Raw genomic sequence first — 13,758 nt, 5'->3', positions numbered from 1 at the left:
CCTTTCTCTCGGTTCCTTCGCAGGGGCGTCTGTGTGGCCGCGCCGCCGGTCCCGGCCTCCCCGCGGGGCCGGCGGCGCGGGGTCGTCACCGCACGCTGGTGACGCGTCCGAGCGCGAGCACCGCCGCGAGGGCGGAGCCGGCGCAGATGACGAACAGGAGCGTGTACTCGGTGTCGCCCATGGCGAGCAGGGCGGTGGCGAGGGGCGGCAGGAGCGCGCCGGGCAGGCCGTTGGCGAGGTTGGCGACGCCGAGGTCCTTGGCGGGCGCGGCGGGGTCGGGGAGGGTCTGGAAGACGAGGACGCCGTCCATGGCGGCGAACAGGCCGCCGGCGACGGTGAGGAACGCCTGGCCGGCGAGGATCTGCGGCAGTCCGTCGGCGAACGCCATGGTGAGCAGCCCCGCTGCGAGGAGGAGGCCCGCGGCGGCCGCGAACGGGCGGCGGCGGCCGAGGCGGTCCGAGAGCCAGCCGGTGGCGAGGACCACGCCGGTCTGGACGCTGAAGTTGACCACGAACACCAGCCCGACCACGGCGGCGGCCGCGGCGGCGGTCAGGTCGAGGCGCGCGGCGAGGAAGTACACCATGTAGGTCGAGGGCGCGACGATGCCGAAGATGAAGCAGAACTTCGTCAGCCACACCCACCCGAACTGGGGGTGGCGCCGCGGGTCGAAACCGAAGCTGCTCGCGAACTCCTTGGGGGAGAACGGCTTCGGTGGTGCATCGACCTTCGGGTCGTCGAGGGTGAGCGCGAACGCGCCGGTGAGGACCAGCACCAGCGCGCACGGGAGCAGGAACATGACGGTGGTGTCCTGGGTGACCGCGGCGATGGCCGAGCCGGTGAGGAAGCCGCCGGTGATGGCCGCGCCGAACGCCCCGGAGGCGCGGCCCTGGGCGGCCGCGGGGATGCGCTCGGGCATGATCGCCATGGTCGCGGCCAGGGCGGCGTTGAACCCGGCCTGGGCGAGGACCCAGCCGGGCAGGAGCAGCCGCAGGTCCGGGGCGAACGCGACGACGAGCGTCCCGGCCACGCCCGCGAGCGCGCCGCCGGCGATCCAGGGGCGGCGGCGCCCGAACCGGGACCGGGTGCGGTCCGACAGGCGCCCCCACAGCGGGGCGCCGAGCATGCCGACGGCGATGCCGGTGGAGATGACCAGGGAGTAGGCGGCCTCGTAGTCGTCGCCGACGATCTCGGGGACGCGGATGGCGAGGGTGAGGACGCCGGGGGTGAGGAGCGCGGTCCACAGGCTCCAGTTGGAGAGGGCGGCGCGGAGCACGAAGCCGTTCGGGGCGGGGGCCGGGCCGGCGGCGGGGGGCGGGGGCGGGAGGGGCGGGGCCGGGGTCGAGTCGAGCGCCATCGCTCGGGCTCCTCTGCGTCACGGGGAGGGGTGTCACTGGGAAGGGTAAGGAGGAGTCTGCCACGTCTACCGAGTGCCCGGTAGTGCTTGAGTCCGAATCGTGATTATCTATGCTTGGGGGCCATCGGAACCGACTCCAGAATCGGGGCGCGCATGACGAACCCGCCGAGGCCGCAAGGCGTCCGCCACGGCGCCCGCGGGCAGGCCCGCCGCGAGGAGATCGTCCGGGCGGCCATGGAGGTCATCGCCGAGCGCGGCTACCGGGGCGCGAGCCTCGCGGCCGTCGCGGAGAAGGTGGGGCTCACCCAGCAGGGCCTCCTCCACTACTTCCCGTCCAAAGAGGACCTGCTGATCGCGGTGCTCACCATGCGCGACGAGTGGGACTCCGGCGAGCGCGTCATCGGCGAGGAGCCCATGACGATCGCCCAGGCCGTGGGCGTGGTCGAGGCCAACTCGCACCGGGCGCCGATCGTGCGGACGTTCTCGGCGCTGCTGGGGGAGTCGGTCACCGAGGACCACCCGGCCGGGCCGTACTTCCGCGACCGCTACCGGCTCGTGCGCCGCGACATGGCGATCACCCTGCGCCGCCGGTGGGGTGACCGGCTCCCTTCCGGGCTCACCCCGGAGGAGGCCGCGCCGCTGCTGGTCGCGATCATGGACGGCCTGCAGTTCCAGTGGCTCCACGAACCCGAAAGCGTCGACATGCCCGCGTCCTTCCGCGCCTTCCTCCGCCTCATCGACCCCGAGGCCGCCGCGTGACGCTGCCCGCGCTCGGCGCGCTCGCCTGCCCCAACTGCGGCCAGGGCCTCGACCAGGCCGACCGGCGCCTGTCCTGCCCCGACGGGCACTCCTTCGACCTCGCCAAGCAGGGCTACGCGCCGCTGCTCGCGCCCGGCTCGAACGCGACCACCGGCGACACCGCCGACCAGGTCGCCGCCCGCGAGGACTTCCTGTCCTCCGGCGCCTACGACCCGCTCCTGGCAGCGGTCGCCGCCGCCGCGGCCACCGACGCGCCCGGCGTGGTCGTCGAACCCGGCTGCGGCACCGGCCACTACCTCGCCGCGGCCCTCGCGGCGGACCCCGCGCGCGAGGGCGTCGGCCTCGACACCTCCAAGTACGCGCTCCGCCGCTGCGCCAAGCGCGGCGCCCCCGCGGACGGGGAACCGCGGCGAGCCGCTGGAACTCAGGTGCGACTCGCCGCGGTGCTCGCCGACGCGTGGAACCGGCTTCCGGTCCGCGACGGCGCCGCCGCTGCGGTCCTCAACGTCTTCGCCCCCCGCAACGCCGACGAGATCGCACGCGTCCTCCACCCAAGAGGCGCTCTGGTGGTCCTGACCCCCCGGCTGGACCACCTCCGCGAACTCGTCGACGCCTTGGACTTGCTGAGCGTCGACCCTGCGAAACCGCAGCGGACCGCCGACCAGCTCGGCTCGCTGTTCGAGGCCGAGCGGGCCGACGAGATCTCATACTCGATCGGCCTGGGACACGAGGCGGTCCGAAGGATCGTCGGCATGGGCCCGAGCGCCCGCCACCACGGCCCCGCCGAGTTGGACGCGGCCGTGGCCGCCCTGCCCGAGCGCGTCGACGTGACCGTCTCGGCGACCGTCACCCGCTGGGTCCCCCGTGCGCACTGACCCGCTGACGCGGCCGTGCGCACTGACCCGCTGACGCGGCCGTGCGCACTGACCCGCTGACGCGGGAGTGCTGAAAGCGCTGGAAAGCGGCCCGCGGGCCGGCCCTCCGGACGCGGCGGGCCGGTCTCCCCCGATGCGCGGCAACCGCTTCGATTCACCTCTTGTCCTCGTTTGCCATGACCGATACGGTACGAGGTGTCACCCCCGAGGCACCTGGAGACGAGTTCAATGTTCGATGAGAAGCGGGCGGCCCGGCACGGCCTCGCATTCACGGCGGCGGGGCTCCTGGCGCTCGCGGGCTGCTCGGCCGGCGACGCCGCGGCCGGGGAGAGCGACACCCCCGACCAGGACGCGGGCGGTTTCACCGGCGTCGAGGTCCTGGAGACCTACGACCACGACCCCGGCTCCTTCACGCAGGGCCTCGAACTCGCCGAGCACCCCGAGTTCGGCACCGTCCTCTACGAGAGCGCCGGCCTCTACGGCGAGTCCGACGTCCGCATCACCGACCCCGCCACCGGCGAGGTCCTCGCCTCCCAGGACCTCCCCGCCGAGGACTTCGCCGAAGGGCTCACCCTCACCGACGACGCGGTCTGGCAGATCACCTGGCAGGAGCACCGCGCCTACAAGCGGGATCCCGTCACCCTCGACGTGGTCGAGACCGTCGAGTACGAGGGCGAAGGCTGGGGCGTCTGCTACGACGGCGAACGGCTCGTCATGAGCGACGGCTCCGACACCCTCACCTTCCGCGACCCCGCCACCTTCGAGGAGACCGGCACGGTCGCGGTCGCCGACCAGTCCGGCCAGCCCGTGTTCTCCATCAACGAGCTCGAATGCAGCGGCGGCACGGTCTGGGCGAACGTCTGGCAGACCGACCGGATCGTCGGGATCGACCCCGATTCGGGCACCGTGCAGGCCGACATCGACGCCTCCGGCCTGCTGTCCGAAGAGGACTCCGCGGGCGCCGACGTCCTCAACGGCATCGCGAAGGCCGAGGGCGAGGGCGAGTTCTACCTGACCGGGAAGCACTGGCCGAAGCTGTTCCTCGTGCGCTTCACCGCCTGACCACTGTGCGCGGACGGTGACGAAACCGCGATTGCGCGGCCGGTCCGGGTGGGCCATGATGACCTCATGGCCCTCACCCCCCTTGACCGATTGCTGGAGTACAAGATGCACCTCTTGGCCGACTCCCGCCAGCCCCGCGTCTTCGCCGCCTGGTGGCAGGACCTCGCCACCGCCGGGTTCTCGGCCTGGTTCATCGGCGGGCTGATCCTCGACGTCAACGCCCACGCCCACGGCTGGCCCGAGTCCTTCTTCACCTGGTGGCACCTCGCCTTCTACACCGGCTTCGCCGCCACCGCCGCCTGGATCGCCTGGATCCTCGTGCGCGCCCACCGCACCGAGGGCCGCACCGGCACGGCCGCCGTCCCCCACGGCTACGGGCCCGCGATCGTCGGCGTCCCGCTCTTCCTCGCCTCCGCCCTCGCCGACCTGATCTGGCACGAACTGCTCGGCGTCGAAGCCCACCTCGACATCTTCTTCAGCCCCTCGCACCTCGGCCTGGCCGCCGCCGGCGTCCTCATCGCCCTGGCCCCCTGGCTGTCGGCCTGGCGCCGCGAGACCCTCTCGGTCGAGCCCGAGCCGATCCCCGTCGAGGCCCGCCTCGCCGCGCCCGCCCTCTCCCTGGGCTTCCTCGTGGCGACCCTCGTCCTCTTCCTCAACTACCTGGTGCCCTTCACCAGGACCCCGTTCGAGACCGGCGTCGGCCTCCAGGGCCGCTTCGGCTTCGACTCGGGCCCGGTCGCCGGGATCGTGTTCACCACGGTCATGGTGCTCGCGCTGGCGGTCTTCGCGACCGGCCGGTTCCGGCTCCCGCTCGGGTTCTTCACCGTCGTCTTCGTCTACCCGAGCATCATGGCCGGGGCCATGACCGGCTTCGACAACGGCGCGTACGTGTGGGTGTTCCTCCTCGGCGGCGCCTGGCTCGACTTCCTCGTCTGGCTCATCCGGCCCGAGCTGCGGCGCCGCCGCGACCTGCTCCTGCTCGCCGGGGGCTGGGCGGTCCCGGTGTGGGCGGCGTTCATGATCGCCACCGGCGCGCACGCGGGCGACTGGCCCGTCGCCGAGATCGGCCTGGGCGCGCCCGTCGTGGCCGCGGTCGCGGGCGGCCTGTTCATGCTCGTGGTCCAGCCCGAGCACCGCGACGCGGTCCGCCCGAGCCCGGCCGAGCCCTCCCCGTTCGACGACGTCATCGCCCGCGCCAAGGCCATGACCGCCAACCGTCCGCCCGAGCAGCAGTGACGGCCCCGGCCGTCGACTCCGCTACCGCAGGGCCGCAAGGCTCTCGGTCATCAACTCCGCGGAGATGAGCGCGGTGCTGGTGCCCTTGGTGCGGCACGCGTAGGCGCCCGCGATGCGGCCCGCGTCGAGCGCCCGCGCGAGGCCGCCGCCGCGCCCGCGGGCCCACAGCATGCCCGACACGAACGCGTCGCCCGCGCCGTTGGAGTCCACCGGCGCCCACGACGCCCACTCCGGCGAGACGCCGCCGAGCTCGGCCACCGGGTCGATTGCCCGGTACCGCTCCACCGATCCGCCCCGTTCGAGCACGTACCCGCCCCGCTCGCCGTCGGTCGCGACCACCACCGAGGCCCGGCCGTGGTCGACGATCCACCGCATCGCCTTCTCGGGGCTCCCGCCGAGGCGCGCGGCCGAGAGCGTCACCAGGTCGGCGCGGCGCGCGAAGTCCTTCTGGTGCTCGGCCTCGCCGTCCCAGCCGTGCAGGTCGGTGGAGACCGTGACGCCCTCGGGGATCGCCCCCAGCACGTCCCTGGTGTGGTTGGGGATCGACACGTGGACGTGCTTCGCCTCGGCCACGTGGGGACCGAAGAACGACTCGGGCATCCGCAGCTCGGGGGCGTGCCGGTAGTCGTAGAACGAGTAGCGGCGCCCGAGGGCGTCCACGAGGTTCACCGACCGCGAGGTGCCGTTGGCCGACACCAGGTACCGGAAGTCGAGGCCGTGCTCCTCGTAGTGGCGGCGCACCAGCGCGCCCTGCTCGTCCTCGCCGATGTAGTCGATGAACCGCGTGTCCAGGCCCAGGTGCAGGCAGCCGAGGGCGACCCCGTTCCCGGTGTGCGCCACGTAGTCGCGGATCGGCTCCACGCCGAGCGAGTCGCCCTCGCCGATCGCGATCTCCGGGACCCGCACGATCGTGTCGACGCCGACGCCGCCGACGACCAGGATGTCGAGCATGTGGTTTCCTTCGCTGGAATATATTGCAGGAATTCATGGAAAGCGTTGCGGGGGCAACAGTACGGCCGCGTGCGCCCCGGGGTCAACACCGTTGCCACGCTAAGACGGGCCCCGGGGCGCATCGCCCCGGGGCCCGCCCCCGACTCCCGTCAGCGGGCCTCGACCACGCCGCGCCTGATCGCGTAGGCCAGCGTCGCCGCTCCCAGCGCCGGGCCCCACACGTAGAACGGGAAGGCCCACACCATCTCCAGGGCGTCCTGGCGGATCGACAGGGCCACGAACGGCAGCGACACGCACGTGAACAGCGCGGCCACCGTCGTCGCCGGGACGATCGCGAGCTTCGGCGGGACCGGGCGGCCCTTGACCACCGGCATCCAGAACGGCCAGCGCGTTCCCCACCGGTAGGTCATGCCCAGGCACAGGACGCCGCCGGCGAGGGCCGCGAAGCCCAGGCACAGGCCCCACACGCGGGTGGCCGGGTCGATCATCGACGAGTCGAGCGGGCCGCCCGTCCACGCCCACGGGGTCAGCCACGTCATGCGCACGAGCCCGTAGGGGAGGGCGCAGGCGAACGCGGTCCAGCTCGCGGCGCGGCCCCAGCGGGCGGCGCGCTCGGGGGCGAGCCAGGCGGGGGCGGGGCGGTCCCCGCGGCCGTTCAGGAGCAGGCTCAGGGTGAGCGCGGCCCAGATCGCGCCGCCGGCGACGATCCAGACCTGGACCAGCATGTAGGCGCCGATCTCGGCGACGCGGGCGCCGAGCATCTGGAGGAAGTCGCCGACGGCGGCGTAGTCGACGACCCCGGTGAGGCCGAGGGCGACCAGGAGCGCGGCGACCGCGGCCGCCGCGACGAGGCGCCCGGCCGTCCCGCGGGCGAGCATGACCGGGACGGCCGCGACGACGAGCGGGATGAGGAACGCGCAGATGTAGCCGGCGAAGGCGATCGGGGAGGTGGTGCTCAGGAGCATCCCGAAGACCACGGCGTACAGGGCCGTCAGGGGCCACAGGCGGGGCCGGGCGCGGGCGGCGAGGAGGCCGAGGACGCCGGCGGCGATGAGCGCGGCGGGGGCGGCCCAGGCCGGGACCGCGGCGGGGAGCGTGAACGTGGGTTCGTACAGCTCATGGCTGAAGGGGCCGCCCTCGGGGTCGAGGAGCTGCCAGAGGCCGACGGGGACGGCGGTGAGCGACCAGAGGAACGCCGCGATGGCGGCGGCGCGCCCGGTCCGCTTCCGGGGCTGGGTGGTGGGTTCCGTTGTCATGCCCCCAGCCTCGCGGCGGCGGGCGCCCGGGGCCTCCCGCGCGGGGGCGAACCGCCTCCCCCGGGCGGGGGAGCGGGGCGGGGGAGGGGGACCGAAACCGAGCGAAACCCGCGCTTCCCTTTCCCGCAAAGCGATTGCAACACCGGTTTCAAAAAGGTCACGGAGCCATCACAAACAGGAACGGGTGTGGTCACGGTGTCTGGCATCGACACCCGCCCTGCAATAGGGTGTAACTCGGATCACGTCAACCTCCATATCCACCTGCGGATCCATCTCGAACACTCAATAGGAGAAACAATGGCTCGCTTTCCCCGAGCAATGCTCGCCGTGGCCACCGTCGGCATCACGGCGTTCTCGCTCGTCGCCTGTTCCGACGACGGCGGCGACGACGACGCGTCCGGTGGCGCCTGCACCGAGAGCGACGACGGTCTGAAGGTCGGCACGATCCTGCCGCAGACCGGCTCCCTCGCCTTCCTCGGCCCGCCCGAGTTCGCCGGCGTCGACCTCGCCATCGAGGAGATCAACGAAGCCGGGGGCGTGCTCGACAATTGCGTCGAGGTGTTCCACGAGGACTCCGGCGACACCTCCACCGACATCGCCTCGCCCGCCGCCGACGCGCTCATCGCGCAGGGCGTCCACGCCGTCATCGGCGCGGCCTCCTCGGGCGTCTCCTTCCAGTTCATCGACAAGCTCTACGAAGAGGGCATCGTCCAGGTGTCCCCGGCCAACACGTCGCCGGACTTCACCACGTACGAGCGCGGCGACTACTACTTCCGCACCGCGCCCTCGGACATCCTCCAGGGCCGCGTCCTCGCCGACACGGTGATCGCCGACGGCCACGAGAAGATCGCGATCCTGGCCCTCCAGGACGCCTACGGCACCGGCCTGGCCGACGCGGTGGAGCAGAACATCACCGAGTTCGGCGGCGAAGTGGTCCTGAAGACGATCTACGACCCGACCGCGACCGAGTTCTCGGCCGAGGTCAGCGCGGTGGCCGAGTCCGGCGCCGACGCGGTCGTCCTCATCACCTTCAACGAGATCGTGAACCTCGGCCCGGCCCTCGCCGAGGGCGGCCTGAGCGCGCAGGACCTCGGCTGGTACCTCGTGGACGGCAACCTGGCCGACTACTCGGAGACCTTCCCGGCCGGCTTCCTCGACGGGGCCAAGGGCACCTTCCCGGGCGCCGACACCGCCGGCATCCAGGACCGCCTCCTCGGTGTCAACCCGGACCTGACGGACTTCACGTACGGCCCCGAGTCGTACGACGCCACCTCCCTCGTCGCGCTCGCCGCGATCGCGGGCGACAGCGTCGACTCCGAGACGATCAAGGACAACCTGGTCGACGTCTCCGGCGGCGGCACCAAGTGCACCGGCTTCACCGAGTGCTACGACCTGCTGGCCGAGGACAACACGGCGGACATCGACTACGAGGGCTACTCCGGCCCGATCGAGTTCTCCCCTGAGGGCGACGTCACCGCCGCCACCATCGGCGTGTACCAGTACCTGCCGGACAACACCTACGAGAACCTCGAGTACCGCTTCGGCGAGCTGAGCTAGCCGCGGCGCAAGGATCCGACGGAAGAGCCCCCCGGGACCACAGGACCCGGGGGGCTTCTCCTTGCGCGCGTACTAGCTCGCGCGCCCGAGGGTGCCGAGGTACAGCTCGACGACCTTCGGGTCGTCGATGAGGCCGTCGCCCGGACCGGTGTAGGCGCTGCGGCCCTGGTCCAGGACGTACCCGCGGTCGCAGATCTGGAGGCACCGCCGCGCGTTCTGCTCGACCATGACCACCGTGACGCCGGTCTGGTTGATCTGCTTCGTGTTGAAGAAGACCTCGTCCTGCATCGCGGGGGACAGGCCCGCCGACGGCTCGTCGAGCAGCAGCACCGACGGCTCCATCATGAGCGCCCGGCCCATCGCCACCATCTGCCGCTCGCCGCCCGAGAGCGACCCGGCCCGCTGCGCGCGCCGGTCTCCGAGCACCGGGAACAGGTCGGTGACGAACCCGAACCGCTCCTTGAACGCCTTGGGCCGCAGGAACACGCCCATCTCGAGGTTCTCCTCGACGGTGAGCGCGGCGAACACGTTGTTCGTCTGCGGCACGAAGCCGACCCCCAGGGGCACGAGCTGGTGGGCCTTGCGGTTCGTGATGTCCTCCCCGCGCAGCACCACCTTCCCGGAGGTGATGCCGACCAGCCCGAACATGGCCTTGAGCAGCGTCGACTTCCCGGCCCCGTTGGGGCCGATGATGCCGACGAGCTCGCCCTCGTTCGCGTACAGGTCGGTGCCGTTGAGGATCGCCACGCCCGGGATGTACCCGGCGACGACCTCGTCGGCGCGCAGCAGGGCCTCGCCCGAGGCCGCGAGGTGCCCCTCGCGGCTGCACACCTCGGTCGCCGACTCCACGCTCTCGTCGATGGGGGCGCCCGTCGGGCCGATCCCCTCACCGGTCTCGTTGTCGCTCATGCCGCCTCCTAATGCTGTGCCGCGTCGTGGTGGGCGCCCAGGTACGCGTCGATGACCCGCTGGTCGGCCGAGATCTGGTCCGGGGTGCCCTCGGTGATGAGCTGCCCGGCGGCCATGACCGCCACCCAGTCCGCGATCTCGTGGACCATGTCCATGTCGTGCTCCACGAACAGGACGGTCATGCCGTCCTCGCGCAGGTCCTTGATGTGCTCCAGCAGCGACTGCTTCAGCGCCGGGTTGACCCCGGCCATCGGCTCGTCGAGCATGATCATCTTGGGCTCCAGCATGAGCGCCCGCGCCATCTCCAGGAGCTTGCGCTGGCCGCCGGAGAGCTCCCCGGCGTAGTGCTCGCGCTTGTCGATGAGCTTGAACCGCTCCAGGAGCACCAGGGCCCGTTCGCGGTTGGCGGCCTCCTGCCCGCGCCACAGGCGCGGGACGAGCCCGGCCCACATGCGCTCGCCGACCTGGTCGGCGGCGCCGATGAGCATGTTGTCGAGGACCGACATGCGGGTGAGCGCCTTCGTGAGCTGGAACGTGCGGACCATGCCCGCCCGCGCCACCTGGAAGGAGCGCATCCGGTCGGCCCGGCGCCCGTCGAAGTCCCACGAGCCGCGGCTCGGCCGGTCGAACCCGGTGAGCAGGTTGAAGAACGTCGTCTTCCCCGCCCCGTTCGGGCCGATGAGCGCGGTGATGGTGCCCCGCTGGATCTCGACGTGCTCGACGTCCACGGCCACGAGGCCCCCGAACGCCCGGCGCACGCCGGTCGCCGAGAGGATCGCGTCCGCCTTCGGCGCGCCCGGCTCGGCCGGGACCCCGGCCAGCGCCGCGCCCGCGGCGGCCTTCCCCGCCTTCTCCTTATCGGACATCGAACAGCAGCTCCTTCCGGTTGCCGATGAGCCCCTGCGGCCGGAAGATCAGCAGCAGGACCATGCCCAGGCCCAGCAGCAGGAAGACCAGCGGGCCGACCTGCGTCATCTCGAGCACGCTCGGGGGGATGACGTCGGCGCGGATCGCCTCGCCCAGCCCCTGGGACAGGATGTTGTACAGGAACCAGAACAGGGCCGCGCCGAGCACGGGACCGAAGACCCGGGCCGCGCCGCCGAGGATGAGCACCACGTAGAAGTAGAACGTGAAGTCCGTGGTGAACGTGTCCGGCTGGATGTTGGCCCGGCTGAGCGCGAACAGGAAGCCCGCGACCGCGCCGATGATGCCGCCGAAGACCAGCGCCTGCATCTTGAACGCGAACACGTTCTTGCCGAGGCTGCGCACGGCCTCCTCGTCCTCGCGGATGCCCTTGAGGACCCGGCCCCACGGGCTGTGCACCAGCAGCGCCATGACGCCGCAGATGAGCAGTACCAGGGCCCAGCCGACGACCATGATCCAGGTGTCGCGGTAGGAGTACTGGAGCTCGAAGATCCCGAAGTCCACGGCCAGGCGGCCGTTGTCCATCGACACGAACAGGAGCGTCCAGGTCGAGTCGCGGTCCCAGGGGATGAGCTCGAAGAACGGCTCCGAGAAGCCGCGCATGCCGTCCGAGCCGCCGGTGGTGTCCGACCAGACCGTGGCGCGCGCGAGGCGCCGGATGATCTCCGCCGCCGCGATCGTCACGATCGCGAGGTAGTCGGCTCGCAGCCGCAGGGTCGGGATGCCGAGCAGCAGCGCCATGACGACGGCCGCGGCGAGGCCGATGAGGATGCCCCACCAGAACGGCAGGCCCCATGCGACCACGCTGAGCGCCAGGCCGTACGCGCCCATGGCGGCGAAGGCCGCCTGCCCGAAGTTGAGCAGGCCGGTGTACCCGAACTGGAGGTTCAGGCCGATCGCGCCGAGGGCGTACACGAGCATCGTCGGTCCGATGGCCTGCGTGAGCGCCTGGCTGAATACGAATTGCCAATCCATCGCGTGGCCTCCTAACCGATTCGCTCGCGGCGGCCCAGGATGCCCTGGGGTCTGGTGAGCATGATGATGATGAGGACGGCCAGCGCGCCGACGTACTTGAGCTCGGGCGCGACCACGAGGGTCGACATCTGCACGAACACGCCGATGAGCATGGCGCCGACGAACGCGCCGAAGGCGGTGCCGAGGCCGCCGAGGACGACGGCGGCGAACACGAGCAGCAGGAGGTGCTGGCCCATGTCGAACTTGACGCCGTCGCTGATCGACAGGAACACGCCGGACATGGCCGCGAGCGCGCCGCCGATCGTCCACACCAGGCGGATGACCTTGTTGACGTCGATGCCGGTGGAGGCCGCGAGCGACGGGTTGTCGGCCACGGCGCGGGTCGCCTTGCCGAGCCTGGTGAACACCAGGGCGAGCCCGACGAGGACGCACACGGCGAGGGCGATGAGGCCGGTGACGACCTCCTTCGGCGTGATGACGAGCCAGCCGAAGTCCCAGGGCGTCTGCCCGACGTACTCGGTGTAGCGCAGGCGCTCGCCGCCGACGAAGAACAGCGTCGCGTTGCGGATGAGCAGGGCCACGCCGATCGAGATGATCATCATCGAGACCAGGCCGGTCCCCCTGCGGCGCAGCGGGGACCACAGGCCCCAGTCCTGGGCCCAGCCGAAGGCCGCGCCGAGTGCCACCGCGGCGATGGCGGCGAGCCACACGGGGACGCCGAAGGTGACGTTGAACAGCAGCGCCATGACGCCGCCGAAGGTGACCAGGTCGCCGTGGGCGAAGTTGGTGAGGCCGGTGGTGCCGAAGACCATCGACAGGCCGACCGCCGCGAGGGCGATCATGAGGCCGAAGTGCAGGCCGGAGACCAGGAGGCTGATCGCGCGGGTCGCCCCGCCCTCGCCTTCGACCTCGCTGACCTCGTCGGCGGCCGCGTCGTCGGCGGCGGCGTCCTCGCTTTCGGAGGACTCCTCGCCGGGCTCGTCACTGGCGTCGTCGGAGGGCGTGCCGCCGCCGGGGCTCTCGCCCGGGGTGCAGCCGTCGACCTGGGTGTCGAGCGGGAACAGGGCGGTGCGGTCGCCGGTGACGTGGACTTCGAGCTGCGGCTTGCAGTTGCGGACGACCAGGCCCTCGGGCAGGGTGGATTCGTCCAGGGTGACGACGTAGTCGCCTTCGGCCTCCAGCGGGACCGCCCAGGTGCCGTCCTCGGCGGTGACGACCGAGGCGATCTCGGCCCCGTCCGCGTCGGTCACGGTGATCGACACGCCGGCCACGGGCTGCTCCTGCTGGTCGTCGAGGAGGCCGTGGACGCCGAACGCGTCCTGTGCGCCGGCGCTGCTGCTCACCCCCAGACACAGCAATAGGCCGGCCAGCGCAGCCGACAGCAGCATCAATGGTCGTCTCAATGGGCCCCCTCGGGAGGTTTCGGGCGTCGGAACCCGCCGCGTGCAACGTTCGAGAAACACGGAACGGCAGGAGTGAGTCGGATCTTAAAGAGACCTGGCTAACAACAGCACCTGTCGTTATGGAACCGTTGCAAATGTGGCGCGAATGTTACCGCCGCGTCGCCCGGGCCTCCTCCGTCGTGCCATGCGGCCGTTTCGGTCCGGTTCGGCACCAGTGAACACTGCGCGGCGTTTCCTCCCGCGACCGCACCCCCGCGACGGGCCCTCCGTGCCCTGGGGCCACCGCGCCGATACTGGGTGTGAGAGGATATTGCCCGCTCGGGGCAGTAGCTCAGCTGGTTAGAGCAGGGGACTCATAATCCCTGGGTCGCGGGTTCAAGTCCTGCCTGCCCTACGACCGCCCGCGATGAGTGGCCCCGCGCCGGCGCGGGGCCCTCCGCGTGCCCGCTCCTGCTTCCCGGTATTGCCCGAATCCGTTATGGTCGGAATCCGCACCA

Annotated in this window: 12 protein-coding genes and 1 tRNA gene; 6 read left to right on the top strand and 7 right to left on the bottom strand. The window is 71.7% G+C overall.

Features of this window, described 5'->3' with window-relative positions:
• Positions 1 to 85: 85 nt before the first annotated feature.
• Positions 86 to 1,354: an MFS transporter gene (locus BLS99_RS04970; protein WP_091044440.1), complete on the bottom strand. Its 1,269-nt coding sequence runs from the start codon at positions 1,352 to 1,354 to the stop codon at positions 86 to 88.
• A 153-nt stretch (positions 1,355 to 1,507) separates the two neighbouring features.
• Between BLS99_RS04970 and BLS99_RS04965 the strand changes: the two genes are divergently transcribed.
• The 4 genes from BLS99_RS04965 (at position 1,508) to BLS99_RS04950 (ending at position 5,286) form a co-directional block, all read left to right on the top strand.
• Positions 1,508 to 2,113 carry a TetR/AcrR family transcriptional regulator gene (locus BLS99_RS04965; RefSeq protein WP_091044437.1) on the top strand — a complete coding sequence of 202 codons (606 nt, stop codon included), beginning with the start codon at positions 1,508 to 1,510 and terminating at the stop codon, positions 2,111 to 2,113.
• On the top strand, positions 2,110 to 2,988 hold the full coding sequence (locus BLS99_RS04960; RefSeq protein WP_091044433.1) for a putative RNA methyltransferase: 879 nt from the start codon (positions 2,110 to 2,112) through the stop codon (positions 2,986 to 2,988). The genes BLS99_RS04965 and BLS99_RS04960 overlap by 4 nt, the downstream gene beginning before the upstream one ends.
• 228 nt (positions 2,989 to 3,216) lie before the next feature.
• A complete protein-coding gene (locus tag BLS99_RS04955) occupies positions 3,217 to 4,050 on the top strand; it encodes a glutaminyl-peptide cyclotransferase (RefSeq protein WP_091044431.1) in 834 nt (277 codons plus the stop codon).
• Positions 4,051 to 4,116: 66 nt separating this feature from the next.
• A complete protein-coding gene (locus tag BLS99_RS04950; protein ID WP_143034691.1) occupies positions 4,117 to 5,286 on the top strand; it encodes a hypothetical protein in 1,170 nt (389 codons plus the stop codon).
• Between the two features lie 21 nt (positions 5,287 to 5,307).
• Here the strand turns inward: BLS99_RS04950 and BLS99_RS04945 are convergent, their stop codons facing one another.
• Positions 5,308 to 6,237 carry a carbohydrate kinase family protein gene (locus tag BLS99_RS04945; protein WP_091044425.1) on the bottom strand — a complete coding sequence of 310 codons (930 nt, stop codon included), beginning with the start codon at positions 6,235 to 6,237 and terminating at the stop codon, positions 5,308 to 5,310.
• 149 nt (positions 6,238 to 6,386) lie between these two features.
• On the bottom strand, positions 6,387 to 7,493 hold the full coding sequence (locus BLS99_RS04940; RefSeq protein ID WP_091044420.1) for a hypothetical protein: 1,107 nt from the start codon (positions 7,491 to 7,493) through the stop codon (positions 6,387 to 6,389).
• A gap of 297 nt (positions 7,494 to 7,790) precedes the next feature.
• Here BLS99_RS04940 and BLS99_RS04935 point away from each other — a divergent pair, with 297 nt between their 5' ends.
• On the top strand, positions 7,791 to 9,050 hold the full coding sequence (locus BLS99_RS04935) for an ABC transporter substrate-binding protein (protein WP_218126252.1): 1,260 nt from the start codon (positions 7,791 to 7,793) through the stop codon (positions 9,048 to 9,050).
• A 72-nt stretch (positions 9,051 to 9,122) separates the two neighbouring features.
• Here BLS99_RS04935 and BLS99_RS04930 read toward each other — a convergent pair whose 3' ends face one another.
• Genes BLS99_RS04930 through BLS99_RS04915 form a run of 4 tightly spaced genes read right to left on the bottom strand, consistent with a single transcriptional unit; the run spans position 9,123 to position 13,201 of the window.
• Entirely contained in the window at positions 9,123 to 9,959 is an 837-nt protein-coding gene (locus tag BLS99_RS04930; RefSeq protein WP_091044410.1) for an ABC transporter ATP-binding protein, read from the bottom strand.
• 8 nt (positions 9,960 to 9,967) lie between these two features.
• Complete coding sequence (locus BLS99_RS04925; protein WP_091044406.1) at positions 9,968 to 10,825, bottom strand: ABC transporter ATP-binding protein; 858 nt, start codon at positions 10,823 to 10,825, stop codon at positions 9,968 to 9,970.
• Positions 10,815 to 11,858, bottom strand: a complete 1,044-nt coding sequence (locus BLS99_RS04920) for a branched-chain amino acid ABC transporter permease (protein WP_091044402.1) — start codon at positions 11,856 to 11,858, stop codon at positions 10,815 to 10,817. The genes BLS99_RS04925 and BLS99_RS04920 overlap by 11 nt, the downstream gene beginning before the upstream one ends.
• 11 nt (positions 11,859 to 11,869) lie before the next feature.
• Positions 11,870 to 13,201 (bottom strand): branched-chain amino acid ABC transporter permease, encoded by a 1,332-nt coding sequence (locus BLS99_RS04915; protein WP_176953197.1) that lies wholly within the window; start codon positions 13,199 to 13,201, stop codon positions 11,870 to 11,872.
• Positions 13,202 to 13,581: 380 nt separating this feature from the next.
• On the opposite strand from BLS99_RS04915, the gene BLS99_RS04910 reads away from it, so the two are divergent.
• A tRNA-Ile gene (locus BLS99_RS04910) sits at positions 13,582 to 13,655 on the top strand.
• Positions 13,656 to 13,758 lie beyond the last annotated feature (103 nt).

Origin of the sequence: Glycomyces sambucus (assembly GCF_900102815.1) — a bacterium.
GTDB lineage: Bacteria > Actinomycetota > Actinomycetes > Mycobacteriales > Micromonosporaceae > Glycomyces > Glycomyces sambucus.
This window is presented reverse-complemented; position numbering and strand designations above follow the sequence as displayed.